Raw genomic sequence first — 24,090 nt, 5'->3', positions numbered from 1 at the left:
ACTTGAACCCCTGACGGCACTGCGATCCGGTTTTTTCGCAAAGATACCAGCCAGGGCGTGAACATCCGCCACCCGGCAGGCAAGACGACCCGGATCCGCAAATGCGACCGTCGTCGCATGTCAGTGAAGGCAGTTCCAGAATGTCAGGTGTGTTACGCTCGCATTCGCCACGGGCATTGCAGATGCTGCCGCCGGGGCAATCCAGACGCGACCTGCATTTGTTTTGCCCCGCTGGGGCACATCGGGTCCCGCCCGCCACACAGCGCTCGAACGGCCCGCAGGTTCTACCGCCACCGCAATAGGTGCCGCCCAGAGGAATGCAGTGGCCATCAAAGCTGCATCTTTGGCCACCCGAACAGCATGTGCTGCCACATTTGAATTGGCCCGCGCGGCACTGGCCATATCTGTCTTTGAACTGCGCAGAAGTAGGACTGCTGAGAATGATCAGCAGCAAACCAAGAAACAAGAATCGCAATACAGACAACATGAATATGGCAATCGTCGGCGCGATGGACTGACCAATCAAGGTCTATCTGCTTTCCCTCGTTCAAAAGGTGGTTAGATTGAGGGGTATGGAATCGGCTTTGGACTATCATACTGCCCGTGCTCTGCTGGAATGGCAGATCGAGCTGGGCGCAACGGATGCGATCGGTGATGCACCGGTGGATCGCTATGCGTTGCCGGATACTGCGCCCAAAGCCAAGAAACCCGCAAAGGCCCAGACCGCACGAGAAAAACCCAAGCAAGTTGATCCGGTTGCGGTTGCGAAATCTGCGGCACAGTCTGCAGGGTCGCTGGATCAGTTGCAGGCGGCCATGGACGCGTTTGACCATTGCGAGTTGAAGCGCGGTGCGCGGCAGTTGGTCTTTGCCGACGGCACCCCGGGTGCGCGGGTGATGATTATCGGAGAAGCTCCGGGCCGGGATGAAGACCGCGAGGGCAAGCCCTTTGTCGGACGCGCCGGTCAGTTGTTGGACCGGATGCTGGCCGCGATTGATCTGAAGCGGACTGAAAACGTCTATATCACCAACGTCCTGCCGTGGCGCCCACCGCAGAACCGGGATCCCAAGCCCGAAGAGATTGGCATGTTGAAGCCGTTTCTCGAACGGCACGTGGCCTTGGCCAAACCCGAGGTTTTGGTGGTGATGGGCAATATCAGCTGTCAGGCTGTTCTGGGTAAACGGGGGATCACACGGCTTCGCGGTCAGTGGGATCAGGCGATGGACTTGCCGGTTATCCCGATGTTCCATCCTGCATATCTGCTGCGACAGCCACAGATGAAGCGGCAGGCATGGGCTGATTTGCTGGAACTCAAAGCAAGGCTGGAGGGCAAGGCATGAAAATCCTCGCATTCTCGGACCTGCATATGGCGCGAAACCGTGCCGAAGACGTTGTTGCAGCCAGCGATGAGGCCGATCTGGTTATCGGAGCCGGAGACTATTGCAACATGCGGCAAGGTCTGGATGACGCGATGGCGATGCTCTCTGGTATCAATGCGCCGCTGGTTCTGGTGCCGGGCAATGCCGAAAGCTCCGGTGAGCTGGCCGAGGCTGCGCCCGAAGGTGTGCACGTTCTACACGGGACAGGCATGACTGTGGATGGTCTGCGTCTGTTTGGCCTTGGTTACGGCGTGCCGATGACGCCATTCGGTGAGTGGTCCTGTGATCTGACGGATCCTGAAGCGGCTGAGTTGCTGGATCGTTGCGAAGGGGCTGACATCTTGATTGCCCATTCTCCGCCCAAGGGTCACGGCGATCTTACGTCGACGGGTGATGCGGTAGGATCGGTGGCGGTCCGTGACGCAATCGAGCGGTTGCAGCCGCAATTTGCCCTTTGTGGCCATATCCATGACAGCTGGGGTTACCGAGGCGCAATCGGCGTGACGCAGATCGCCAATCTTGGCCCCACAGTAAATTGGTTCGAGGTCACCACGTGATTGAAACAGTTACGCTGCTGGCGTTTATCCCGGCGGCAATTGCCCTGAATCTGACCCCCGGGGCGGATATGATGTTCTGCTTTGGGCAGGGGCTGCGGTCCGGGGCGCGGCCTGCAATCGCCGCTAGCGCAGGTATCTCCGTCGGATCGATGGTTCACGTTCTGGTGGCGGGTCTCGGTCTAGGAGCGGCTGTGGCCGCGATGCCCTGGCTGTTCGATGTGATCCGCTGGATGGGCGTTGCTTATCTGCTGTATCTCGCCTGGGGGGCGTTTCGGTATGGGGCGGTCTCTGCGGATGCGCCGTCCGGTCCCACCCAATTGGCATTCCGGGACGGGCTGGTGGTGAACCTGACCAACCCTAAGGTAATTCTGTTCGTACTGGCCTTCATTCCGCAATTCGTAGACCCGGCGGCGGGGCCGATCTTACTGCAGTTTCTGATCTTTGGCGCCATTATCTCGCTGGGCGGATTTGTGGTGAATGGGCTAGTGGGAATTTTTGCCGGTGGTGCGGGGCGGGTGCTGATCGCGAACCCGCGCGCTTCGCGCATCATGGGCTGGGTGACCGGAGGGATTTTCACAGCCCTCGCCATCCGGCTTGCCATCTTGGAAAGGGCCTGACCAAACATGTCGCGCATTGATGAGACCAAAGACTTCATTCCGGTCCGTATCGCCGTGCTTACCGTTTCGGACACGCGGTCGATGGATGAGGACAAATCCGGCCAGACACTTGTTGATCGCATCGAAGGGGTAGGGCACAGGGTCGCTGATCGCAGCATCATCCGCGATGAGCGCAGCGAGATCGCCGATCAGCTACGTGTCTGGATTGCGGATCCTGAGATAGACGTGGTGATTTCGACCGGAGGTACGGGCCTGACGGGCCGCGACGTAACGGTTGAAGCGCATCGCGATGTTTATGAGAAGGAAATCGAGGCTTTCGGCACGGTGTTCACAATCATTTCAATGGAAAAGATCGGCACCTCTGCCGTGCAATCACGTGCGACCGGTGGGGTCGCGGGTGGCACCTACCTGTTTGCATTGCCCGGCAGTCCCGGTGCCTGCAAGGACGCCTGGGACGGCATTTTGGAAAAACAGTTCGACTACCGCCACCGTCCCTGCAATTTCGTCGAAATAATGCCCAGATTGGACGAACATTTGCGACGGAAGTAGACTGGTCGCACGTTAAACCGTTCATAACCGCTTTGTGGCTTGGCATTTTTTGCTGCCCAGCTACCTTTTGCTAATGGCAGCCTGATGCAACCGGGGTGAATTTTATATGCGATTTCTGAGGCAAAGCCTTGTTGGAGTCTTTTTGACGTCGTTGACAGTGGCCCTGTTGTTTGTGGCGGCGCAGATGATTTCGGGCGCCGTGCAAGACGTTCTGACACGGGAGGAGTCGGCTCCGCAGGCGCGCGAGCGTGTCTTTGCCGTTTCTGTTCGGTCTGCGGAATTGGAGACCGTCACCCCATATCTTGAAGCCTTCGGCGAGGTTCAAAGCCGTCGCAGGTTAGAGTTGCGCGCCGCACTGGGCGGGCGCGTTGTCGGGCTGGCCGAAGATTTTGAAGATGGCGGTGTGGTAACAACAGGCGAAGTTTTGGTCGAACTTGATCCCGCAGACGCCCAGTCCGCGCTGGACCGGGCAAAATCCGATTTGCTGGACGCGCAGTTTGAAGAGCGTGACGCGGAGCGGTCGCTGCTGCTGGCGCAGGATGAATTGAATTCGGCCGAGGCACAGGCAGAACTGCGCGGGCGCGCCTTGCAGCGCCAACAGGATTTGCAGACCCGCGGGGTCGGGGCCGCAGCATCTGTGGAAGAGGCCGAGTTGGCCAAGGCTGCCGCGCAGCAGGCGGTGTTGGCGCGGCGGATTGCGCTGGCCCAGGCAGAATCCCGCGTCGATCAGGCGACCACCCTGTTGTCACGAGCCCGCATTTCGCTTGAGGCCGCTGAACGCGATCTGGATGATATGACAATCCGCGCCCGGTTCGGGGGCACATTGACGGATGTAACACTGGTCGAAGGACGGCTGGTGTCCGCGAACGAAAAGCTGGCGGAACTTGTCGACCCCAATGCGTTGGAGGTGGCATTCCGGGTCTCAACCGCGCAATACGTCCGATTGCTGGATGCAGCCGGTGATCTGATCGACGCACCGGTGACTATCTCGCTTGAGGTCACGGGCACCGACCTGACCGCACAAGGCCGCATTAGCCGCGACAGCGGATCGGCGGGCGAAGGGCAGACCGGGCGTTTGATCTATGCCCGACTGGATGAGGCGTCGGGGTTCAAACCGGGCGATTTTGTTACCGTCACAGTGCAGGAACAACCGCTGGACAACGTAGTACTGCTGCCGTCTTCGGTTCTGGATGCTGTGGGCACAGTGTTGGTGCTGGATGAGAATGACAGGCTCGAAGCGCTGCCAGTCCAGTTGATCCGCCGTCAGGGCGATGAGGTCTTGCTGCGGGGCGAAGGTTTGGTTGGGCGTGAGGTCGTGATAGGCCGCACGCCGCTGCTGGGATCGGGCGTGCGTGTCCGGCCCCTGCGGATAGATGATAGCGCCGGGGCCGCACCGGATATGGTTGAGCTGTCTGTGGAACAGCGCGCTAAGTTGGTCGCTCAGGTTGAGGCCAGCACCCGCATGCCAAAGGACGTCAAAGAACGGGTTCTGGGTCAGTTGAGCGAGGCCAAGGTGCCCGCCTCGCTTGTCCAGCGGCTTGAAAACAGGGCGGGGGGCTAAGCGCCATGATGCGCGAGATCCCCGGCGCGGCAGGCGGCATACTTAGTTACTTCACGCGTCACAAAACAGTGGCAAACCTGCTGCTGCTGGTGATGCTGGTCCTGGGCGCAGCGGCAATCCCGAACATGCGGGCACAGTTCTTTCCGGATGTGATCCTGGAACGCGTCGACGTGAGTGTGGACTGGGATGGGGCCGGTCCCGAAGATGTGGACAACGGTATCGTTCAGGTGCTTGAGCCCGCCTTGCTGGCGGTCGAGGGTGTCGCCAGCACCGAGTCCACGTCACGCGAGGGGCGCGCCAGCATTCGGCTCGAGTTCGAGCCAAACTGGGACATGTCCCGCGCTGTCGAAGAAGTACGGACGGCTGTCGACAGTGTCACCAGCCTTCCCGACGATGCCGAAGAACCAACAATCCGGCGGGGTGCCTGGCGGGACCGGGTTACAGATGTGGTTGTCACCGGGCCTGTCGATCCTGATCAACTGGCCAAATTCACGGACGAATTAATCAACCGTCTTTTCGCGGTCGGGGTTACTCGTACCACGATTCGGGGGCTTGCTGCGCCGCGTATCGTGGTCGAGATACCGACCGCCCAACTGATTGCCAACGACATTACTCTGTCCGAGGTCGCGTCGGCTGTCGCGGCCGAGGTCAACGCAAACCCAGCGGGTGATGTGACTGGCGCGAATGCCCGTATTCGCACGGGTACGGAAAAGCGCACACCCGAAGAAATCGAAGGTATCGCCCTGCGCAATTTTGCGGACGGATCTAAGTTGCTGGTGGGCGATGTGGCGCAGATCCGGGTCGAAGGGGTCAACCGCAATCGCAGCTACTTTGTGGGCGAAAATCCGGCAATGTCGGTGCGGGTAGATCGCTCAAACCTGGGTGACGCGATCGAAATCCAGCACGCGGTCGAAGACGTTGTGACGGAAATGCAGGCCAGCGTTCCCGAAGGTGTGACGATCGAGCTGATCAGAACCCGCGCTCAGGCGATCACCGACCGTCTGGATATTCTGGTCGACAACGGCCTTGTTGGCTTGGGCCTGGTGGTCTGTCTGCTTTTTCTGTTTCTGAATGCGCGGATCGCCTTTTGGGTCGCTGCCGGCATTCCGGTTGCCATGTCTGCCGCGATTGCCTTTATGTATATCGGCGGGCTGTCGATCAACATGGTGTCCCTGTTCGGCCTGATCATCACATTGGGCATTGTTGTGGATGACGCCATCGTCGTGGGTGAGCATGCAGACTTTCGCGCGCGCCGGCTGGGTGAGGCACCGATGGTGGCTGCCGAACGGGCGGCACGGCGCATGGCGATGCCGGTCTTTGCGGCCACCCTGACGACGGTGATTGCCTTTTTTGGCCTGACCCTCGTTGGTGGTCGGTTCGGAGAGTTGATCCGCGACATCCCCTTTACCGTTATCGCGGTTTTGATTGCGTCGCTGATCGAATGCTTCCTGATCCTGCCGAACCATATGGCGCATGCCATCGCGCATTCCACCAAAGAGCACTGGTATGATCTGCCCAACCGCGTGGTCAATCGCGGGTTCCGCTGGGTACGGGATCATCTGTTCCGACCGCTGATCGCCTGGGTTGTCTGGGCACGCTATGTGGTGGTTGCCATGATGGTGGTGATCCTGGCCAGCCAAGTTGCCCTGTTCATTCGAGGTGATGTGAACTGGCGGTTCTTTAACGCGCCCGAGCGCGGCTCGGTCACGGGCAACTTCATAATGGTCGAAGGTGCCACCCGCGCCGAGACTGTGGCCATGATGCATGAACTGCAGCGCGCGACCGAAGAGCTGGGCCAAATTTATGAAGACCGCCACGGTCGTAACCCGATCGACTATGTGCTGGCCGAGGTGGGCGGGTCCGCAGGTTGGGGGCTGGCTGCTGCCGATGGTAAAGATGCTGATTTGCTGGGTGGTATTTCTATCGAGCTGATTGATGCGGATCTGCGCCCCTATTCCAGCTTTGAGTTTGTGGGTGAGTTGCAGGATTTTGTTCCTCGCCACCCGAAGGTCGAACTGCTCAGCTTCCGGGGATGGCGCTCGGGTCCCGGTGGTGATGCCATTGATGTCCAGTTCTATGGCGCGGATGTGAACACGCTCAAATCTGCTTCCGAGGATTTGCAGAACGAGCTGTCAAAATATCCCGAGGTTTCGGCGCTGGAAGACAACCTTGCCTATGACAAGGAAGAGTACATTCTGGACCTGACGGCACAGGGTCAGGCGCTGGGGTTCCGGATTGAAACGCTGGGTCGTGTGTTACGGGATCGTCTGAACGGGATCGAGGCGGCGACCTTCCCGGATGGCCCGCGCAGTGCCGAGATCAGGGTAGAGTTGCCTGAGGGAGAGCTGACCGCCGATTTCTTGGAGCGCACTCTGATGCGTACACCCGATGGAGTGTATGTGCCGTTGGCCGATATCGTTTCGGTCGAGCGAAAGTCCGGATTCTCGACCGTCCGGCGCGAAAATGGCCTGCGTGTAATCTCGGTAAACGGTGACATATCGGAAGACGATCCGACGCGCGCGGCAGAGATTGCACGTGCCATGGGCGAGGAAATCCTGCCTAAAATTGCCTCGGAACGACAGGTCGAATGGCGCATGGCCGGTTTGAGCGAACAGGAAGATGAGTTCCTGTCCGAGGCCCGTACTGGTCTGATCCTGTGTCTGACAGGGATCTATCTTGTACTGGCCTGGGTCTTTGCCAGCTGGACGCGGCCACTGGTGGTGATGGCGATTATCCCATTTGGGTTGGTCGGCGCGATCTGGGGGCACTACCTGTGGGAAGTTCCGCTAAGCATGTTCACGGTCGTCGGTCTGCTGGGGATGACGGGGATCATCATCAACGATTCGATTGTTTTGGTGACGACCATCGACGATTACCAGAAAGAGCGCGGGCTTGTGCCTTCGATAGTTGAAGGCACCGCAGACCGGTTGCGGCCTGTGATGCTGACGACGCTGACCACGGTTCTGGGGCTGACCCCGTTACTGTATGAAGGGTCGCAGCAGGCGCAGTTTCTCAAACCCACAGTCATTACTTTGGTCTATGGGCTGGGCTTTGGAATGTTGCTGGTCCTGCTGCTAGTCCCGGCGTTGCTTGCCATTCTGAACGATCTGTCTCGCCCAATGACCGCGATGCGTCGGGCGGCACGAGCCCCGGACCGTGTGGTGCAGGGGACGTTGGCGTGTTCGGGCCTCGCCTTGCTTTCATGGTTTACGGTCACGATGGTGTGGCCCGCAATTTACGGCGCGCCCATCGGGTTCTTGTCCGGGCTTTATGCGGGCGAGGATGGCATGGCTATTCTTCGGATGGGCTTGGGCGCGTTCGTTACAGGTGCTGCGCTGATACTGTTCCTCAGCGTGGCAGTCTCAGGCTTGCTTTATACCCGGCTCAAAAGGCCCGCGACCTAAGTCCGGCGCAGGGCGGTTTCCAGCAGATCGATGACGCGGTTGCTCATCTCCAGTTCGCCGCGGCGGATCTGGTCCACAGGGAACCAACGCGCATCGAGCGCGTCGTCACCTGCAATGGGGTCGCCGGTTTGATACTGACAGGTCACGCCTACCAGCAGGTAGTGTGTCTGGACGTCGCCGTTTTCGTTCCAGCGCAGCAAATCAAGATTGTCTAAGTAGTGCTGTGGGTCTGCAATGACCGAGGTTTCTTCGCGCAGCTCTCTTTGCGCGGCTTGCAAAACAGTCTCGCCCCATTCCACGTGACCCCCAGGAAACCCCCATAGCCCAGCATCAGGTTGCTTGCTGCGTTGAACCAGCAGCACTTGGTCCTGATGCAGGACTACTGCCAAAGCGCCGATTTTTGGAGTTTGTGTCATGAAATCACCGGGCTCAGCTTGCGCTGCATCCCCGAATGTCGACTGCGTGATTTGCCCCCAACACGGTGATCCGAATTTCCGACCGATCCAGCGCAAACGGTCCACCGGATGCATTAATCACCTCAGAGGTTGCGATCAGAGTGTTGCCGGTTCGCGTCGTCTCGGTCTGCGAAGCCCAGAGCGCCGGGTTCCCCGGCTCGATCACGGCCACCTCGCGACCGCCTGCCGAGGGCATGGTCACCCGGGCCTCGATCTTCATCCCGTCTGATGTGGGTGAGAGGTGACAGGTGGTATGGGCCACTCTGGCCTCGTGTTCGGAAAAGGGCCTTTGTGCCAGTGCAGCGGCGATGGTGGGGTTGCGCCCGGCGTCTGCGTTCAGCGTGTGGTCGAAATCCAGCTGTTCCGGGATGCAAACATCCTTGCAGACGCCCAGATCCATCGTTCCCTGCAGGCGTACGGGCTTGGCCGGGTTTTTCGGCGTGATCTCGACTGGCAAAACCAGTTGGTTTTCGTAGCCGATCGATTGCAATCCGTTCTGGTCAAAAACATTGGGTGCGGGCCATGTAATCGACACATCCCCGACGTTGTTCGAACGGTTCCAGTCGAATTGCGGCGGAATGCCAGCATCCCCCGGCGCACGCCAATAGGTTTTCCAACCGTCCTGCAGCGTCACACGCACGGCGCTGAGGTACGTTCCTTTAGCGGTGCGTCCGCCATCCAGAATATCCAACTCGGCAACGGGGCCGTTGACCTGCGCTGTTACAGGTAAGGCCAGACCAAAGGTTATGGCGATTGCCGGTAATACATTTTTTACGCTCATGGTTCATAAATGCGCGGTTGCGGCACAGAATCCAAGTCACGTTCCAGTAACCGGGATGAAATCTGCTGAAATGTGCGCTGATCCCTTGCCATTCCGGGTGACCAAGGGTCATTGTTGAAGCATACCTGATAAGAGATGTCGGCTCATGGATCTTACCGGAAAACTGTTGATTGCGATGCCTGGCATGGGCGATCCGCGTTTTGATCATTCGGTGGTGTACCTGTGCAGCCATGGCGAAGATGGTGCTATGGGTTTGATTATCAACAAACCTTCGGATCTGCGGCTGAAAACTCTGTTGAGTCAGCTCAACATCCCCTGCCGGATTCCGGTTGTGGGTGAACGTTTGGTCCATTTCGGCGGCCCGGTCGAGATGTCGCGTGGTTTTGTCCTGCACAGCTCGGATTACGAGGCGAACCTGCATTCCATGCACATCACGGATGAGTTCAGCATGACGGCAACGCTGGATATCCTCGAGGATCTTGCCTCGGGCCGCGGGCCTTTGAACTCCACTTTGGTGCTGGGCTATTCGGGTTGGGGACCTGGTCAGCTTGAGGATGAGATCGCGATGAACGGCTGGCTCACAACCGAGGCGTCGTCCAAGCTGGTCTTCGATGTAGCCGATGATGAGAAATGGGGAGGTGCGCTTGCGACTTTAGGCGTTGACCCCTTGATCCTGTCTGCCGAGTCCGGACGCGCCTGATCAGCCGTTACGCGGGGCCGCAGCGCGGCGCAGGCGGTCGTTAATGGCCGCACCCAAACCATGTTCCGGAATTTGGGTCACCGCAATTGATCTGCCGGTGTCATTCAGGCTGTGCAGTGCGGCGAACAGGTTGGCAGCGGCCTCGGCAAGATCACCTTTCGCTGACAGGTTCAGATCGCAGTCCACCGGGCCAAACCCCAGCAGAACTTCATCGCCTTGGGCGGTGCTGGCGTTCAGACGAACGGGCGCATCCGGAGCATAATGCGATTGCAGCTGGCCGGGCGCGTTCAGCGCATCACCCGGCTGGTGGTGGTGCAGCTGAGTATCCAGAACCGCCTCGATCTGTTCCAGCGAAACGCCGCCTGGGCGCAAAAGGGCAGGCTCGCCCGCAACGCCCACGATGGTGCTTTCCAACCCGACCCCGCAAGGCCCATCATCCAGCACCGCGGCGATGCGCCCATTCAGGCCGGACAGGACGTGCGCGGCTGTGGTCGGGCTGATTTGCCCGGACGGATTGGCAGATGGCGCGGCGACCGGGCCGTCGAATTCGGACAGTAGCGCACGGGCCGCAGGGTGGGCTGGCACTCGCACGGCGAGGGTGTCCAGCCCGGCTGTCACCAGCGATGAAATCCCGTGATCCGGTCGCAGTGGCAGAACCAGAGTCAGCGGTCCGGGCCAGAACGCGGCCGCTAAGGCCTCGGCCTGATCGGACCATGTCACGAACCGCTGGGCGGCTTCGATCGAGGCCACATGCGCAATCAACGGGTTGAAGCTGGGTCGTCCCTTGGCGGTATAGATGCTTGCCACCGCTTCTCCGTTACGGGCATCCCCACCCAGGCCGTAGACCGTCTCGGTCGGGAAAGCCACCAGAAGACCCTGACGCAGCAGGTCTGCCGCCTGCGTAATTCCGGCAGGATCGGCGTTTAATGTCAGAGTGCCGTTGGGGATCATTGGTGGTGACGCCGCGTTTTGATTGCGTATAGCATTTGGACCGATACCTAATCGGTGGAACCCAGATGCATAAAGGTGGGCGGTGGAAATTCCAAGCCCGTCGGCGTAAACGCAATCAGACAGCCTAGAGGGAAGACATGCCATATCGCGCCCCAATCTCTGATTATGAATTCTTGTTCCGCCACGCGGTCAATTTTGACAAGATCGCTGCTACCGAGAAATTCTCGGAAGCCAGCGACGATGTGGTCAGTGCCATTCTGACCGAAGCCGGAAAACTTTGCGAAGAGGTGATGGCCCCTCTGCAACGCCCCGGTGATCTTGAGCCTGCGCGCTTGGAAAACGGCGTGCTGCGTACCTCGACCGGGTATGCCCATGGCTGGAAAGCCATAGCCGAAGGCGGCTGGGTCGGGATGAGCGGTGATCCGGAATATGGCGGCATGGGTCTGCCGATGACGCTGACCACCGCCGTGAACGAGATGATGTCGGCCGCCTGCCTGTCGCTGCAACTTGCGCCGCTGATGACACAGGGCCAGATCGAAGCGCTGGAACATCACGCCAGCGATGAGCTCAAGGCGCTGTATTTGCCTAAGATGATGGCAGGTGAATGGTCTGGTACCATGAACCTGACCGAACCACAGGCCGGGTCGGATGTGGGTGCGTTGACTTCGAAAGCCGAAGCCAATGGGGATGGCACCTTTTCTGTGACAGGGCAGAAAATCTTTATCTCATGGGGTGACAACGATTTTGCTGAGAATGTTTGCCATTTGGTACTGGCACGCCTGCCCGATGGCGTTCCCGGAACCAAGGGCATTTCGCTGTTCCTGGTGCCCAAGCTGCTGCCGGATGAGAACGGCAATCCCGGTGTGGCCAATGATCTGAAGGTCGTATCGGTCGAGCACAAGATGGGCCTGCACGGCTCACCAACCTGCGTGATGCAGTTTGACGGTGCCAAAGGCTGGCTTGTAGGCAAGGAACATGGCGGCATGGCCGCGATGTTCACCATGATGAACAACGCGCGCCTAGGTGTTGGCGGTCAGGGTGTGGGCGCAGCCGAAGGTGCCTATCAGCACGCGCTGGCCTATGCGTTGGAGCGGAAGCAGGGCAAAACCCCCTCGGGCACCATTATCGACCACGCGGATGTCCGTCGGATGTTAATGAGCATGCGTGCTGACACTTTCGCTGCGCGTGCGATTATGCTGGCCAACGCCGCGGCCATTGATATGGCCAACGCAACGGGCGACGCCGATTGGATGTCTCGTGCCGCACTTTTGACGCCGATTGGCAAGGTTTTTGGCACCGAGACGGGAATGCGCGTATCTGAGACCGGTGTTCAGGTCCACGGCGGTATGGGCTTCATCGAAGAATCCGGTGCGGCTCAGTATTATCGCGACGTCCGTGTGACTGCGATTTATGAGGGAACGAATGGCATTCAGGCCATGGACCTTGTCGCGCGCAAGATGATGGATGGCGGCGAAGCAGCCTCGCGCCTACTGGACGAGATCGAAGATCATGCCGAACAGGCGCGGGCGACCATGCCCGAACTGGCTGGCCCTGTTTGGGAAGCGACCGAAAGCTTGCGCGAGGCGACCGAGTGGATGGTGGCGCAGTCTGATATGAACAACCGGTTTGCCGGGGCGTTGCCCTATCTGCATGCCTTTGCTCGCGTTTTGGGTGCACATTACCACCTGAAGTCGGCTCTGGCTGAACCGGGTGGCCCGCGCTTTAAGCTGGCCCGGTATTACATCAACGCGCTGTTGCCTGAATATGCTGGGCTGCTTGTTCAAGCACAGAACGGGGCAGATGATGTATTCGGGCTCAGCGCCGAGGAGTTTGTATCCTGATGGACGGAGATACCCCTTTGGCGATCAGATATCCCTGGTCAGAGCCTCCGGCCGAGGGCGAGGCGACCGAGATTGCCGAAGGTGTTCTGTGGATGCGATTGCCGCTGCCCATGGCGCTGGATCACGTTAACATTTATGCGCTGGACGATGGCGACGGCTGGACCGTGATCGACACAGGAATGTCGTCGAACAAAACACGGCGCATCTGGGAAAAGCTGATGGCAGGCCCATTGGCGGGCAAGCCGATCACGCGGGTGGTTGTGACTCATCATCACCCCGATCACGTGGGCAATGCGGGTTGGTTCCAATCCGAACATGGCGTGGAACTGGTGGCGTCGCGAACGGCCTGGCTGTTTTCGCGGATGCTACAGCTGGATGTTCAGGAAAGCTGGCCCCAAGAGACGCTGGACTATTACCGCAGTGCAGGAATGGCGCCCGACGTTCTTGCCAAGCGGATGGCCGAGCGCCCGTTCAATTATTGCGACACAGTTTATCCGATGCCGCTGGGTTTCACCCGGATCAAGCAAGGCAGTGTGATCCGCATGGGTGGGCGCGACTGGGATGTTCATATGGGCAATGGCCATGCCCCCGAACACGCGACATTCTGGAGCAGCGACGACAATCTGGTGATCACCGGCGATCAGATCCTCAGTTCGATCAGTCCCAACCTGGGTGTCTATGTCACCGAACCTTTGGCGGATCCGGTTGCTGAATGGCTTGAGGCCTGCGAACGGCTTCAGGGGCTGGCGCGACCCGATCATCTGGCGCTGGGCGGGCACAAGCTGCCATTCACCGGGCTGCCCATCCGGATGAGGCAACTGATCGACAACCACCACAGTGCATTGGATCGATTGGAAAAGTATTTGGACCAGCCCAAGACCGCTGCCGAATGTTTCATGCCCTTGTTCAAACGGCAGATCAGCGGTGGCGAGTATGGGCTTGCGCTGGTCGAAGCGGTTGCACATCTGAACCATCTTTACCACATTGGAGCTGTCACCCGGACGCGCCGCGCGGACGGGGCCTGGGAGTTTCAGCGCAAAGGGTAAAGCCATGCAGGATCAGATCGAAACCTCGGCCGAGGCCGCCGAAGCCGCAGCTTTGCCGCGCTGCTACGAAGTGCATTCCGACCCCGAAGCAAAGTCAGGCGCAAAAGACCTGCCCGGCCCGTTGCAAAAGCCGGTCGAAACGAAAAGCCCCGCACAGTGGGCTTATGAGCGGCTGATCCTCTATATCCAGAATTTCGAAAAGACGCTGACCGGCGACCAAGAGGTTGCGATGGGATTCACCGGCGGCGACGCAGGCGTCATGCGGATCGAGGGGATGGGGTATTTCGATCCCGATATCATCACCTTTTATGGGTCCGATGCGACCGGCGCGCGCACTCAGCTTGTACAACATGTCAGCCAGTTGAACGTGATGCTGCGGGCCCTGCCCAAATCGGTTGAGGATAAACCAGCCAACCGGATCGGGTTCCGTCTGGCGGCGGATCTGGAAGAAAGCTGATCACCTGACTTGCAATTCACGTCTGCGCAGCCTTGAATGAGTTTACCATTCAAGGGGGCCTCACGTGACCACTTTCTCTGCCGTTACAAGTGCCTACAAAGGTGCGTGGGCCCGTCGCCGTGTCTTTGTGCCGATCTATCTCGTTGTGCGCCTGCTTTTGGTTGCGCTGATTGCGCCCGGCGTGGCGATCACGGTGAATCTTGCCGTATCGCTATCCAACCAGACGGCGCTGACTGATCAGGCGATCGCTGCATTCATTCTCTCACCTGCCGGGTTTATTGCGGCCGTTGTGGTGCTCAGCCTGTTTCTACTGGCCGAAGTGTTTGTCTTCTCGGTCATGGCCGGGTCGCTGCGGATGGCAGAGCCGGACCCATGGCGCGCCGGCAGTTCTTCGATTAGGCTGATCTTGTCGCGGCTTCCATCCCTGTTCGGATTTGCGGTGCGCTTTGTTGTGCGTGTTTTGCTGTTGGTTCTGCCCTTTGCGATCGTTTCTGCCGTGATCGCGTGGTGGACGCTGACTGAGTATGACATCAACTATTATCTGACATTCCACCCGCCCTCATTCTGGGTGGCTGTGGTGCTGATCGGGGCGGTTGCGCTGGCTATGGCTCGGGTGTTGATCCGACGCCTGTCAGCCTGGGCTTTGTCGCTGCATTTGGTTTTGTTCGAGGGCGTTCACCCCGGACATGCGTTTGGCATCAGTGCCAGTCGGATGGAAGGTATGCGCGGACGCCTCAAGATAGAACTGGCCATCTGGTTGGCTGTGCGCTTTGTCATCGCTGCCGTGATCGCCTGGGTGGCCGGGCTTTTGTTCGCACTGGTGCCGCTGCAAGGCGCAGCCAACCTGAGATTGGCCCTGATTTACAGCCTGGCCGTCGCCGGTATCTGGTCACTGGCCGGACTGGTATTGGCAGCCACGGCTCTGGGCGCACTGGCAGTGCTGCTCGATGGGTTCTTTGATATCCAGACATCGGAACCAACCCCTCCAAAGCCGCGCAACCTGCGCAGAACAATGGTCACGGCTGTTGGGGCCGCCATCGTTGCTGTTCTTGTTGGGATATGGTTCGGGCAGCACCTTCTGGAAAGGGTGCAGGCATCGGACCGTGCAGAGGTTATCGGTCATCGCGGCGCTGCCGCGCTGAAGCCCGAAAACACTATGGCCTCGGTTCTCAAGGCGATCGAGGACGGGGCCGACTGGGTTGAGATCGACGTGCAGGAAACAGCGGATGATGTAGTCATCGTCGCCCATGACAGTGATTTTATGAAACTGGCCGGTGTTAACCTCAAGGTGTGGGATGCCACGATGGAGGATATCGATCAGATCGACATCGGCAGCTGGTTTGGCCCTGAATACGCAGATGAGCGGACGCCGACGCTGCGCGACGTGCTGGAGGCGGCGAAGGGCAAGGCCAAGGTCATTATCGAACTGAAATACTACGGCCACGACGTAGACCTTGAGAATCGGGTTGTCGCCCTCGTCGAAGAACTGGGCATGCAGGACGACATTGCAACGATGTCCCTGAAATACCCGGCAGTGCAAAAGATGAAGACGATTCGCCCCGACTGGCGCGCCGGTGTTCTGGCCGCGACTGCTGTGGGTGATCTGTCGGGTCTCGAAGGTGATTTTGTTGCGGTGAACGCCGCGATGGCGACGCCGGGTTTGGTCAATTCGGTCCATGCGGCGGGTAAGGACATCTATGTCTGGACAGTGAATGATCCGCTGCAAATGTCGGCGATGGCGTCGATGGGGGTGGATGGGCTGATCACGGACCGACCAGCGATGGCAAATGAAGTTCTGCGTGTGCGCGCCGAATTGGGGCCGGCAGAGCGGTTGTTGTTATGGCTGGCGACGACCTTTGGCATGTCCTTTGATACTGAGGCGATGCGCGATGAAAGCCCTTAATCTGGCAGCGATCCTTTTGTTGAGTGCCTCGCCAGCCTTCGCGCAAGACGTCATGCGCAGTTTTGAGTTGCCCGCGCATCGCTCCCTGATGGCGGAGCGCAGCAGCGCAGAGTTGACTCCGTTTGAAACGGATGGCTGTTCGGGTGGTCTTTCGGCCAGTTGGCGCTTTGTGGCGGATACGTTCCCCAGCTTTCGGGGACTGTATGAGGCGCACCCACCGTGGGAATACTGCTGTGTGACCCATGATCGCGCCTATCACCATGCCGGCGGGGCTTTGCGGGCCGAAGACAGTTATGACGCGCGCCTGTCCGCGGACGACACCCTGCGTGCCTGCGTCAAAAAGCATGGGACAGACCATGCCGAGGAATATGCCGAACGCTATGACATGACGGCCGAACAGGTTCGCACCGCCCATTCCGTCACGGCCGAGGCGATGTACGCGGCGGTCCGATTCGGCGGCGGCCCCTGTTCGGGCCTGCCCTGGCGTTGGGGTTTTGGGTATCCGGGGTGCTCGGTGTTTCCACCTTTGGCCCCTGCGCGCGAATGACGTGGTGACAGGCCCCGGATTTTCCATTATCCAACATTTCAAACACGCGAATTAGGATTCTGAGACTCATGGCTGAACACAAGCACGGCGAAATGGATATCACTGTTCAAACCAAAACCTTTGATGGGTTCGTCAAAGCCACCACATGGTGTGTGGTTGCCATCGCCCTCCTTTGCCTGTTCCTGGCGGTCTTCGCCGCATAATCCAAAACGGGGTTGACCTTGATCCGGATTTTGATTGCCTGCCTGCTGGCAGCAACTGTTGCTGGCTGCACGGGATCGCAGCGCCCGCAAGCCGACCGGGCCGAGGTCGTTGCCCGATCCTATCGTGATCCGGGGCCTTCGACCCTGACGCTGTATACGATGATCAGCACGCGCACCGGGTCTGGTGCCCATACTTCGTTGATGATCAGCGGCAGCGAGCGGGTGATCTTTGATCCTGCGGGGTCTTTCCGCGCAGATGTGGTTCCGATCAAGGACGACGTGCTGTACGGTATCACCCCGAATGTCGAGCGCGCCTATCGCAGCTCACACGCGCGCGAGACACATTATGCGCGTATCCAGACGATTCAGGTGAGCCCGCAACAGGCCGAGATTGCCTTGCAGCTGGCCAAACAATCCGGTCCGGTCGCTGGCGCCTATTGTGCGAATTCCACCGCGTCGCTGCTGAAGCAGGTTCCGGGGTTCGAACAGATCGACGTGACCTTTTTTCCGGTCAAGCTGTCAGATCAGTTCGGTCAGATTCCGGGTGTTGTGACAACGGAGTATCGTGAGAACGACGATGCCGACCTGCAAAAAGGTCTGGCCGCCAACAATGCGGCACTGAACCAACTGGAAACGGTCTCAACCCAATAAGTACAGCAACCCGTACAGAGTTGCGGCACCGCTGAAGATTGCTGCCAGCACATTCTTTGTGATCACTCCAACGCTCAGCGCAACCGCGGCGGCCGCCATCCGTGGAATGTCGGGCTGCCCTTCGGTTGCGGTTGGCCAAACAACCAGCGGTGCAATCAGGGCGGGCAGGATGGCGACAGCGGTATAGCGCAAGTGGCGCAACAGCCAGGGAGGCATCGGGCGATCCCCGACGAGGCCGATAAAGACAAACCGCAAACTATAACTGCCAATGGCAAGTCCAATGATGATGGACCAGATCGTGACCGGATCAACAGGGGTCATGATGCGGCCTTTCTGCGTTCGGCGAACAATTCGGCCTGAGCACCGGCCATCATGCCGGCACATCCGGCAATCAGCAGGCCCAGATTGTATGGGATGCCAGCGGTCATCAAAGAAACGACAATGGCGACCAGCGCAGCCACCACATGGGGCAGGGTGCGCATCATTGGCCCGATCATTGCCAGAAATGTAATCGGCAAGGCAAAGTCCAGCGCCCAGCTTTCGGGAATGCGCGTGCCAAGAACCGCGCCCAGATAAGTCGCAAATATCCATAGCGGCGTGATGGGGGTGACCGAGCCCACGAAATAAGCCATGCGCTGGGGCACTGTCATCCTGGGTTCTTTTTCAAACTGCACAATCGAACAGGCATAAGACTGATCGACAGTCAGGTAGGCGGCACAGGCCCGCTGCCACATCGGCGCAGCGCCCAGATAGGGCGTCAGTGACGCTGAATACATCGCCATCCGCAGGTTCACCGCCAGGGCAGAGACAAGAATAATGGCCGTCGGCGTCTGATCCTGCAGCAATTGCAGCGCGGCAAACTGCGCAGCACCCGCAAAGACAGTGGACGTGAAGGCCATGGTTTGCACGATACTCAACCCGGCCTCGGTCGCGAAGACGCCGAACAGGGTGCCAAACGGGATCGCCACAAAAATGAACGGGGTCCCGTCGCGAAAACCCTTCCAGAAGTATGACTTGGATGTGGTGTCTGCCATGGCTAAATCCTATGGTGATCCCCGCAGCAGTAGCGGTCTTGGGAAAGGGTTGCAATTGGCCACGGAACAGAACCAGTCAGACTACATCATCGCCCCAGATCCCGGTGCGCCCCGCCTGACCCGCGCCGTTGAAGGCGTGGACCAGAATGGTGAGGTCAGTCGGATCTCGGTGGTCGAGGAGCGCCCGCTGACGATTTTCCTCAATTCACAGGAAATCGTGACCGCAATGACCATTGGCGATTACCCGGAATACCTGGCGCTGGGTTTCCTGCGCAATCAGGGGATGCTGTTGGCAGATGATGAGATCACGCGCGTTGAATACGATGATGATCTGGAAACCGTGATCGTGCGCACTGCGCGCGAGACCTCGTATGAGGACAAACTGAAGAAAAAGACCCGCACCAGTGGCTGTGCGGTCGGCACGGTGTTCGGTGACATGATGGAAGGATTGGAGAACGTGCGCCTGCCGCAGGTCTCGGTCCGCACGTCGTGGCTCTATGATCTGGCGGCCAAGATCAACCGTACCCCGTCGCTGTATCTTGAGGCTGGGGCGATCCACGGTACAGTGTTGTGTCACGAGAACCGCCCGTTGGTTTATATGGAAGACGTGGGCCGCCACAACGCTGTCGACAAGATCGCCGGCTGGATGCTGTCCGAAGGTGAGGGGGCTGAAGACAAAATCCTCTACACCACCGGACGTCTGACCTCGGAAATGGTGATCAAGACCGCGATGATGGGCATCCCGGTTCTGGCGTCGCGATCGGGCTTCACCGCATGGGGCGTAGAGATTGCCCGCGAAGTCGGACTGACACTGATCGGTCGGATGCGCGGGCAGCGCTTTGTATGTCTTTCAGGTCAGGACCGACTGATGCGTGATGTGGATCCGGCGACTGTGGCGGTCGAGGATAAGAAACACAAAAGGAAAAGCTCCCAGTCCTGAAATCCGTTGGGTAACCAGTCGTTCTGAGAAAACTCTGCAAGTTCCAGAAGATATACACTAAGGTGGAACAACTCAGAGTGGAATTTTGGATGGTTGCCACGTAGGGAAGCTATGGAATTAATCAGTTTAATTGCACCGGTCTTCGCGGTGATCTTGACGGGGTACGTGTTTTCTTGGACGAATCTTCTGGGTGAAGACACGTCAGAAGCTCTGGTGCAGTTTGCGGTTTACGTCCTGATCCCTGCCATCATGTTTTACCTGATTGGTCAGGAGGAGTTTGAGAACCTTCTAAACTACGGTTTCTACGTGTCGTATGGCGGTACGATACTGGCTCTTTTTGCCGTCCTGTTCATCGGTTTGAAGGCGCTGACGAGTTTTCAGGTCGGATCAGCAACCGTTTTGGCCTTTGCTGGCGTTGCCTCGAACACAGCGTTGGTTGCGCTGCCCATCCTCCATGCGATTTTTGGATCAAAGGGGGCGCTGCCGGCCGTATTGGCAAATCTGGTGGTCGCCATTCTGCTGTTGATCATGACCACCATTCTAGAGACCTCGGCCGGGCACAAGGCAAGCGCCAAGACACCCATTTACAAGATCCTTCTGAATGTTTTGAAAAACCCGATAATCGCTGCAACGTTGTTGGGCGTTCTTTACTCTTTCACAGGTATTGGGTTTTCTGACGCCGTTTCGGATTATTTAGAGCTTATGAGTCAGGCGCTTGCAGCTGTTGCGCTGTTTGCGATCGGGTTTACCACAAGTGTTCGCACGATTGTTCAGACTGGACCGATGATCCTGTTCTTGACAGTAATAAAACTTCTCGTTGTTCCGGGGGTGGTGCTGCTTGCGGGGCATTTGATCGGGCTGGATCCGCTTTGGATCATTGCGGCGACGGTCTCTGCAGCAGCGCCCACGGCAAAGAGCATCTTTTTGCTGGCCAAACATTATGATCAGGAGCCGCAACTCGCCGCTCACATCGTGTCGGCGACCTCGTTCCTGGCGGTCGGGACTTTGATCCTGTGGCTGTTTGTCCTGCATCATCTGCATCCTACCGCGTTCCAATTGAATTGAGTTCGCTCTACAAAGTTGCGATCTATTGATCACTTGGACGCAAGCAACAAGGTGCAGCAATGAACACCCCTTTGGGCGTAATCCTCGCAGGCGGCCTCGCCACCCGTATGGGCGGCGGCGACAAGGGTCTGTTGCAGATCGGGGGGCAAAGCCTGCTGTCTCATGTCATTGACCGGTTCGGCCCGCAGGTAGACGGTCTGGCGCTGAACGCCAATGGCGACCCCGAACGGTTCGCCGATCTGAACCTGCCGGTTCTGCCCGATACCATCGAAGGGTTCGCCGGGCCTTTGGCGGGTGTGCTGGCGGGGCTCGACTGGGCTGCTAAGCAAGGCGCCGACAGCATAGTCACAGCCGCTGCCGATACGCCGTTTTTTCCACGCGATCTTGTGGCGCGGCTGACCGACGCTGCCCAAGGGCAAACACATCCTCTGGTGCTGGCCACCACGCCGCGCACCGGGGATGAAGCTCTAAAGTCCGGCGGCGGCAAGCGGGTCAACAGGCATCCGACATTTGGACTCTGGCCTGTCGCGCTGCGCGATGATCTGCGGGTTGCCTTGAATGACGGGCTGCGCAAGGTTGTGCTGTGGACCGACAAACATGACGGTCGTGAAGCTTTGTTTCCCGCGGAACCTTTCGATCCCTTCTTCAACGTCAACACGCCCGACGATTTGGCGCGGGCGCAAAAGCTGCTGGAACAGGCATGAGGGTCTACGGCGTTACCGGCTGGAAAAACGCAGGCAAGACCGGCCTAGTGGAGCGGTTAGTGACCGAGATTACCGGGCGCGGCTTCACGGTTTCGACGGTCAAACATGCCCATCACGCGGTCGATGTCGACCAGACCGGAACCGACAGCTTCCGCCATCGAGAAGCCGGTGCGTCCGAGGTGCTATTGGCATCCGGCAAGCGTATTGCCGTGATGCAAGAACTGCGCGGGGCACCTGAGCCGCCTTTGGCTGATCTTCTGGCTCGGCTGCTCCCGGTCGATCTCGTACTGATCGAAGGGTTCAAACGAGAAAGCCACCCCAAGGTCGAAGCGTTTCGTGCCAAGGCCGGCAATGCGTTGATGGCCCCGGAAAACAGTACGATCCGCGCTGTCGCCAGCGATACGCCCCTGCAGGTACAGGTTCCGGTGTTTGATCTGGACAACACCGCCGCAGTCGCGGATTTCATCTTGAAAGAGGTCGGATTATGACGCCGCCAAACATCACGCCTCCGCCCCTGCGAAATGATTGTTTTGCCTTGCCTGCCGGGGTCAACTGGACACCTGTGGACGACGCGCTGGCCTTGTTGCGATCTCGGTTGACGGTGGTGACTACGGTCGAAACGGCTCTGATCGGGCGGGCTGTGGGGCGGATACTGGCAGAAGACGTTTTTGCGAAACGTTCAAACCCGCCGCAACCGAACACGGCTGTGGATGGTTATGGGTTTTCCGGGGCTGCCCCCGAGGGCCCCCAAGTGATGCCGCTGCAGGATGGGCGCGCTGCGGCTGGTATTCCGTTTGATGGCACAGTGCCACACGGCAAGGCACTGCGCGTGTTGACCGGCGCAGCGCTGCCTACCGGTGTGGATACAGTCATACTGGAAGAAGACGTGACCGTTCAGGATGGTCACATCGCCTTTCATGGCCCGCTGAAACAGGGCGCAAATACCCGCAAAGCTGGCGAAGACGTGGCCGAGGGCGATTTGGTTCTGCCTGCCGGGCGCAGATTGACCCCTGCTGACATGGCCCTTTTGTCGGCCACCGGGATATCCGAGGTCGCGGTACGCAAGACGCTGCGCGTTGCGGTGCTTTCAACCGGGGATGAGCTGGTCGAACCCGGAACACCCGCCGGACCCGGCCAAATATTTGACGCCAACCGTCCGATGCTGTTGTCGATGATCGCGCGGCTGGGCTATGAGCCGGTGGATATGGGGCGCGTGTCCGACGACCGGGAAGATCTGCGTGACAGGCTGGACAAGGCGTCAGAACAGGCCGACGTCATTCTGACCAGCGGCGGCGCGTCCGCCGGGGATGAGGATCACGTCTCGGCCCTGCTGCGAGAGGCCGGGGCAATGCAGGAGTGGCGGATCGCACTGAAACCGGGCCGCCCCTTGGCGTTGGGTATGTGGAACGAAACGCCCGTGTTTGGTCTGCCGGGAAACCCTGTTGCCGCCAAGGTCTGCACTTTGATCTTTGCCCGCCCCGCGTTGGGTCTGATGGCGGGCGAAGGTTGGTCCGAACCGCAGGGGTTCGACCTGCCTGCCAATTTCGAGAAACGCAAGAAACCGGGGCGGCGCGAGTATCTTCGCGCCCGCGTCCGTGATGGCCGGGTCGAGGTCTTTGCCTCGGAAGGCTCAGGTCGCATCAGTGGACTTAGCTGGGCTGAGGGATTGGTCGAGATTCAGGATGGCGCTTGTCACATCGTGCCAGGTGATCCGGTGCGATTCATTCCTTATGGCAGCTTTGGGCTGTGATCAATCGAAGGTACCTGCGACACGCCCCAGCAGCATGAACGCACGGGCAGTTCGCGTGTCGCCCAAAGCGGTCAAGTCCGCGTCGCTGGCAACCGGTTCGAATTCAACGATCATGTGATCAAAACGTCGTAGGAAATGATGCACGGCGTCCCGGAATATCGGGTCCTGCTTCATCCGCGCTGCCGTCAGTGCCAGCGAAGACCGGTCCCTGATTCCGCCCAACGCGGCAACCGCGCGGCCGCGCGCGCCCTGTGCGAACTGCCGCCAGATTTCGGGACGCGCCATATCCGGACGCAGATCGTCCATATAGATGCCTTCCTGACTTAGCAGGGTAAGCACGTCCTGCGAAGCCTGCACCAGTTGAGCGGTCTTGCGATCTCGTAGCGCCAGCCTAAGGGCGTCGAACCCTTCAGCATCATCCTGCGTTTCCGGGAAATTCAGCGCTCGAATGAAGGTATCGGTCGTCAATGGTGGCGCGATTTCTTCGGCCGGGGTGCCCAGTTCCAAAGACGTCTGGTCGCCTGTGGCAACAGATGCTTCGCCGCGAACCGGCTCGGTCCGTTTCGACGAAAACGTCGCCAGCGCGGTTTCTGCTTTTTTGGTGGCCTCGGCGATTTCGTTCAGCTTTTTGCTGACACCGGGTTCTTGCAAGCTGGCGGCGCGCTGTTGCTGAATCACGTAAGCCTGACGGATCGCATCTATCGCTGTCTGCAGCCGAGCGCTTTCCTCGCGCATGACGCGACTGGCACGCATCGCCATAGCGGCGACCCAAATCATCGCCACCGGCATGAAAACAGCCAGCAGAGTCACGACGAATCCGCCGCCATCGACCTCGTCGGGAAGCACCAGAAACACAATCGACACAATCAGCCAAACCACGCTAAGCGCGACGGCAACGATCTCGATCTCGGTTACCGAAGGATGTGAAGGCTTATCATATATACCCAAAGGGGTCGGCCGTTCGGGATCTTGTTCGGGATTGGGCTCTGACATGG

Annotated in this window: 26 protein-coding genes; 20 read left to right on the top strand and 6 right to left on the bottom strand. The window is 59.0% G+C overall.

The genetic code is table 11. The annotated features are described in order from the left end of the window. Positions 1 to 322: 322 nt before the first annotated feature. From AC2FLJ_RS20185 to AC2FLJ_RS20155, 7 genes are all read left to right on the top strand, one after another. Positions 323 to 562: a hypothetical protein gene (locus AC2FLJ_RS20185; RefSeq protein ID WP_160116550.1), complete on the top strand. Its 240-nt coding sequence runs from the start codon at positions 323 to 325 to the stop codon at positions 560 to 562. A 10-nt stretch (positions 563 to 572) separates the two neighbouring features. Then, positions 573 to 1,340, top strand: coding sequence for a uracil-DNA glycosylase (locus tag AC2FLJ_RS20180; RefSeq protein ID WP_496707341.1), 768 nt, complete (start codon positions 573 to 575; stop codon positions 1,338 to 1,340). Continuing rightward, entirely contained in the window at positions 1,337 to 1,936 is a 600-nt protein-coding gene (locus tag AC2FLJ_RS20175) for a metallophosphoesterase family protein (RefSeq protein WP_496707340.1), read from the top strand. Before AC2FLJ_RS20180 ends, AC2FLJ_RS20175 begins: the two co-directional genes overlap by 4 nt. Next, positions 1,933 to 2,553: a LysE family translocator gene (locus AC2FLJ_RS20170; protein ID WP_496707338.1), complete on the top strand. Its 621-nt coding sequence runs from the start codon at positions 1,933 to 1,935 to the stop codon at positions 2,551 to 2,553. Before AC2FLJ_RS20175 ends, AC2FLJ_RS20170 begins: the two co-directional genes overlap by 4 nt. Positions 2,554 to 2,559: 6 nt before the next feature. Beyond that, complete coding sequence (gene moaB, locus AC2FLJ_RS20165; protein WP_496707337.1) at positions 2,560 to 3,102, top strand: molybdenum cofactor biosynthesis protein B; 543 nt, start codon at positions 2,560 to 2,562, stop codon at positions 3,100 to 3,102. Positions 3,103 to 3,208: 106 nt separating this feature from the next. Continuing rightward, on the top strand, positions 3,209 to 4,663 hold the full coding sequence (locus tag AC2FLJ_RS20160; RefSeq protein WP_496707335.1) for an efflux RND transporter periplasmic adaptor subunit: 1,455 nt from the start codon (positions 3,209 to 3,211) through the stop codon (positions 4,661 to 4,663). Between the two features lie 5 nt (positions 4,664 to 4,668). Then, positions 4,669 to 8,067 (top strand): efflux RND transporter permease subunit, encoded by a 3,399-nt coding sequence (locus AC2FLJ_RS20155; RefSeq protein WP_496707333.1) that lies wholly within the window; start codon positions 4,669 to 4,671, stop codon positions 8,065 to 8,067. On the opposite strand, the gene AC2FLJ_RS20150 is transcribed toward AC2FLJ_RS20155, so the two are convergent. Continuing rightward, a complete protein-coding gene (locus tag AC2FLJ_RS20150) occupies positions 8,064 to 8,483 on the bottom strand; it encodes an NUDIX hydrolase (protein WP_496707332.1) in 420 nt (139 codons plus the stop codon). The genes AC2FLJ_RS20155 and AC2FLJ_RS20150 overlap by 4 nt on opposite strands. A gap of 13 nt (positions 8,484 to 8,496) precedes the next feature. Beyond that, positions 8,497 to 9,303: a protein-disulfide reductase DsbD domain-containing protein gene (locus tag AC2FLJ_RS20145; RefSeq protein WP_058273586.1), complete on the bottom strand. Its 807-nt coding sequence runs from the start codon at positions 9,301 to 9,303 to the stop codon at positions 8,497 to 8,499. A 145-nt stretch (positions 9,304 to 9,448) separates the two neighbouring features. On the opposite strand from AC2FLJ_RS20145, the gene AC2FLJ_RS20140 reads away from it, so the two are divergent. Beyond that, complete coding sequence (locus AC2FLJ_RS20140) at positions 9,449 to 10,003, top strand: YqgE/AlgH family protein (RefSeq protein ID WP_109312945.1); 555 nt, start codon at positions 9,449 to 9,451, stop codon at positions 10,001 to 10,003. Here the strand turns inward: AC2FLJ_RS20140 and AC2FLJ_RS20135 are convergent, their stop codons facing one another. After that, the gene (locus tag AC2FLJ_RS20135) at positions 10,004 to 10,954 is read right to left on the bottom strand and encodes an L-threonylcarbamoyladenylate synthase (protein ID WP_496698702.1); all 951 of its coding nucleotides are present in this window, start codon (positions 10,952 to 10,954) and stop codon (positions 10,004 to 10,006) included. 137 nt (positions 10,955 to 11,091) lie between these two features. Here AC2FLJ_RS20135 and AC2FLJ_RS20130 point away from each other — a divergent pair, with 137 nt between their 5' ends. The 7 genes from AC2FLJ_RS20130 to AC2FLJ_RS20100 all read left to right on the top strand — a co-directional run bounded on the left by AC2FLJ_RS20130 (position 11,092) and on the right by AC2FLJ_RS20100 (position 17,602). Then, positions 11,092 to 12,795 carry an acyl-CoA dehydrogenase family protein gene (locus tag AC2FLJ_RS20130; RefSeq protein ID WP_496698704.1) on the top strand — a complete coding sequence of 568 codons (1,704 nt, stop codon included), beginning with the start codon at positions 11,092 to 11,094 and terminating at the stop codon, positions 12,793 to 12,795. Continuing rightward, positions 12,795 to 13,841 carry an MBL fold metallo-hydrolase gene (locus AC2FLJ_RS20125; protein WP_496707329.1) on the top strand — a complete coding sequence of 349 codons (1,047 nt, stop codon included), beginning with the start codon at positions 12,795 to 12,797 and terminating at the stop codon, positions 13,839 to 13,841. The genes AC2FLJ_RS20130 and AC2FLJ_RS20125 overlap by 1 nt, the downstream gene beginning before the upstream one ends. Positions 13,842 to 13,845: 4 nt before the next feature. Beyond that, positions 13,846 to 14,298 carry a DUF6173 family protein gene (locus AC2FLJ_RS20120; protein WP_058273581.1) on the top strand — a complete coding sequence of 151 codons (453 nt, stop codon included), beginning with the start codon at positions 13,846 to 13,848 and terminating at the stop codon, positions 14,296 to 14,298. Between the two features lie 64 nt (positions 14,299 to 14,362). Continuing rightward, complete coding sequence (locus AC2FLJ_RS20115) at positions 14,363 to 16,201, top strand: glycerophosphodiester phosphodiesterase (RefSeq protein WP_496707327.1); 1,839 nt, start codon at positions 14,363 to 14,365, stop codon at positions 16,199 to 16,201. Next, positions 16,188 to 16,748 (top strand): hypothetical protein, encoded by a 561-nt coding sequence (locus AC2FLJ_RS20110; RefSeq protein ID WP_496698710.1) that lies wholly within the window; start codon positions 16,188 to 16,190, stop codon positions 16,746 to 16,748. Before AC2FLJ_RS20115 ends, AC2FLJ_RS20110 begins: the two co-directional genes overlap by 14 nt. A gap of 68 nt (positions 16,749 to 16,816) precedes the next feature. After that, positions 16,817 to 16,951: an aa3-type cytochrome c oxidase subunit IV gene (locus AC2FLJ_RS20105; protein ID WP_058273578.1), complete on the top strand. Its 135-nt coding sequence runs from the start codon at positions 16,817 to 16,819 to the stop codon at positions 16,949 to 16,951. Positions 16,952 to 16,969: 18 nt separating this feature from the next. Next, positions 16,970 to 17,602 carry a hypothetical protein gene (locus AC2FLJ_RS20100; protein ID WP_282169832.1) on the top strand — a complete coding sequence of 211 codons (633 nt, stop codon included), beginning with the start codon at positions 16,970 to 16,972 and terminating at the stop codon, positions 17,600 to 17,602. Here AC2FLJ_RS20100 and AC2FLJ_RS20095 read toward each other — a convergent pair. Beyond that, positions 17,591 to 17,923 carry an AzlD domain-containing protein gene (locus AC2FLJ_RS20095; protein ID WP_058273577.1) on the bottom strand — a complete coding sequence of 111 codons (333 nt, stop codon included), beginning with the start codon at positions 17,921 to 17,923 and terminating at the stop codon, positions 17,591 to 17,593. The genes AC2FLJ_RS20100 and AC2FLJ_RS20095 overlap by 12 nt on opposite strands. Beyond that, positions 17,920 to 18,636 (bottom strand): AzlC family ABC transporter permease, encoded by a 717-nt coding sequence (locus AC2FLJ_RS20090; protein ID WP_496707324.1) that lies wholly within the window; start codon positions 18,634 to 18,636, stop codon positions 17,920 to 17,922. Before AC2FLJ_RS20090 ends, AC2FLJ_RS20095 begins: the two co-directional genes overlap by 4 nt. Between AC2FLJ_RS20090 and AC2FLJ_RS20085 the strand changes: the two genes are divergently transcribed. The 5 genes from AC2FLJ_RS20085 to AC2FLJ_RS20065 all read left to right on the top strand — a co-directional run bounded on the left by AC2FLJ_RS20085 (position 18,635) and on the right by AC2FLJ_RS20065 (position 23,095). After that, positions 18,635 to 19,576 (top strand): formate dehydrogenase accessory sulfurtransferase FdhD, encoded by a 942-nt coding sequence (locus AC2FLJ_RS20085; protein WP_432653524.1) that lies wholly within the window; start codon positions 18,635 to 18,637, stop codon positions 19,574 to 19,576. The two genes, AC2FLJ_RS20090 and AC2FLJ_RS20085, sit on opposite strands and share 2 nt — an antisense overlap. Before the next feature lie 111 nt (positions 19,577 to 19,687). Then, a complete protein-coding gene (locus AC2FLJ_RS20080) occupies positions 19,688 to 20,641 on the top strand; it encodes an AEC family transporter (protein ID WP_058278827.1) in 954 nt (317 codons plus the stop codon). Between the two features lie 59 nt (positions 20,642 to 20,700). Further along, entirely contained in the window at positions 20,701 to 21,345 is a 645-nt protein-coding gene (gene mobA / locus AC2FLJ_RS20075; protein ID WP_496707322.1) for a molybdenum cofactor guanylyltransferase MobA, read from the top strand. After that, positions 21,342 to 21,833, top strand: coding sequence for a molybdopterin-guanine dinucleotide biosynthesis protein B (mobB, locus tag AC2FLJ_RS20070; protein WP_496707320.1), 492 nt, complete (start codon positions 21,342 to 21,344; stop codon positions 21,831 to 21,833). Before mobA ends, mobB begins: the two co-directional genes overlap by 4 nt. Next, a complete protein-coding gene (locus AC2FLJ_RS20065) occupies positions 21,830 to 23,095 on the top strand; it encodes a molybdopterin-binding protein (RefSeq protein WP_496707318.1) in 1,266 nt (421 codons plus the stop codon). The genes mobB and AC2FLJ_RS20065 overlap by 4 nt, the downstream gene beginning before the upstream one ends. Here AC2FLJ_RS20065 and AC2FLJ_RS20060 read toward each other — a convergent pair whose 3' ends face one another. After that, positions 23,096 to 24,088, bottom strand: a complete 993-nt coding sequence (locus AC2FLJ_RS20060; protein ID WP_496698718.1) for a hypothetical protein — start codon at positions 24,086 to 24,088, stop codon at positions 23,096 to 23,098. It lies immediately after the preceding gene. Positions 24,089 to 24,090 lie beyond the last annotated feature (2 nt).

The sequence above is a fragment of the Ruegeria sp. CDSA034 genome (assembly GCF_059612275.1).
Note: the sequence above shows the minus strand (reverse complement) of the source record. Positions and strands in the feature narration are given on the sequence as shown.

What these genes read in the sequence shown, in the direction of transcription:
- mobB (WP_496707320.1), top strand. Translation starts at nt 21,342, where the DNA reads ATGAGGGTCTACGGCGTTACCGGCTGGAAAAACGCAGGCAAGACCGGC.
- AC2FLJ_RS20090 (WP_496707324.1), bottom strand. Translation starts at nt 18,636, where the DNA reads ATGGCAGACACCACATCCAAGTCATACTTCTGGAAGGGTTTTCGCGAC.
- mobA (WP_496707322.1), top strand. Translation starts at nt 20,701, where the DNA reads ATGAACACCCCTTTGGGCGTAATCCTCGCAGGCGGCCTCGCCACCCGT.
- AC2FLJ_RS20140 (WP_109312945.1), top strand. Translation starts at nt 9,449, where the DNA reads ATGGATCTTACCGGAAAACTGTTGATTGCGATGCCTGGCATGGGCGAT.
- AC2FLJ_RS20120 (WP_058273581.1), top strand. Translation starts at nt 13,846, where the DNA reads ATGCAGGATCAGATCGAAACCTCGGCCGAGGCCGCCGAAGCCGCAGCT.
- AC2FLJ_RS20130 (WP_496698704.1), top strand. Translation starts at nt 11,092, where the DNA reads ATGCCATATCGCGCCCCAATCTCTGATTATGAATTCTTGTTCCGCCAC.
- moaB (WP_496707337.1), top strand. Translation starts at nt 2,560, where the DNA reads ATGTCGCGCATTGATGAGACCAAAGACTTCATTCCGGTCCGTATCGCC.
- AC2FLJ_RS20160 (WP_496707335.1), top strand. Translation starts at nt 3,209, where the DNA reads ATGCGATTTCTGAGGCAAAGCCTTGTTGGAGTCTTTTTGACGTCGTTG.
- AC2FLJ_RS20175 (WP_496707340.1), top strand. Translation starts at nt 1,337, where the DNA reads ATGAAAATCCTCGCATTCTCGGACCTGCATATGGCGCGAAACCGTGCC.
- AC2FLJ_RS20150 (WP_496707332.1), bottom strand. Translation starts at nt 8,483, where the DNA reads ATGACACAAACTCCAAAAATCGGCGCTTTGGCAGTAGTCCTGCATCAG.
- AC2FLJ_RS20105 (WP_058273578.1), top strand. Translation starts at nt 16,817, where the DNA reads ATGGCTGAACACAAGCACGGCGAAATGGATATCACTGTTCAAACCAAA.
- AC2FLJ_RS20085 (WP_432653524.1), top strand. Translation starts at nt 18,635, where the DNA reads ATGGCTAAATCCTATGGTGATCCCCGCAGCAGTAGCGGTCTTGGGAAA.
- AC2FLJ_RS20135 (WP_496698702.1), bottom strand. Translation starts at nt 10,954, where the DNA reads ATGATCCCCAACGGCACTCTGACATTAAACGCCGATCCTGCCGGAATT.
- AC2FLJ_RS20125 (WP_496707329.1), top strand. Translation starts at nt 12,795, where the DNA reads ATGGACGGAGATACCCCTTTGGCGATCAGATATCCCTGGTCAGAGCCT.
- AC2FLJ_RS20145 (WP_058273586.1), bottom strand. Translation starts at nt 9,303, where the DNA reads ATGAGCGTAAAAAATGTATTACCGGCAATCGCCATAACCTTTGGTCTG.
- AC2FLJ_RS20095 (WP_058273577.1), bottom strand. Translation starts at nt 17,923, where the DNA reads ATGACCCCTGTTGATCCGGTCACGATCTGGTCCATCATCATTGGACTT.
- AC2FLJ_RS20180 (WP_496707341.1), top strand. Translation starts at nt 573, where the DNA reads ATGGAATCGGCTTTGGACTATCATACTGCCCGTGCTCTGCTGGAATGG.
- AC2FLJ_RS20080 (WP_058278827.1), top strand. Translation starts at nt 19,688, where the DNA reads ATGGAATTAATCAGTTTAATTGCACCGGTCTTCGCGGTGATCTTGACG.
- AC2FLJ_RS20060 (WP_496698718.1), bottom strand. Translation starts at nt 24,088, where the DNA reads ATGTCAGAGCCCAATCCCGAACAAGATCCCGAACGGCCGACCCCTTTG.
- AC2FLJ_RS20155 (WP_496707333.1), top strand. Translation starts at nt 4,669, where the DNA reads ATGATGCGCGAGATCCCCGGCGCGGCAGGCGGCATACTTAGTTACTTC.
- AC2FLJ_RS20110 (WP_496698710.1), top strand. Translation starts at nt 16,188, where the DNA reads ATGAAAGCCCTTAATCTGGCAGCGATCCTTTTGTTGAGTGCCTCGCCA.
- AC2FLJ_RS20065 (WP_496707318.1), top strand. Translation starts at nt 21,830, where the DNA reads ATGACGCCGCCAAACATCACGCCTCCGCCCCTGCGAAATGATTGTTTT.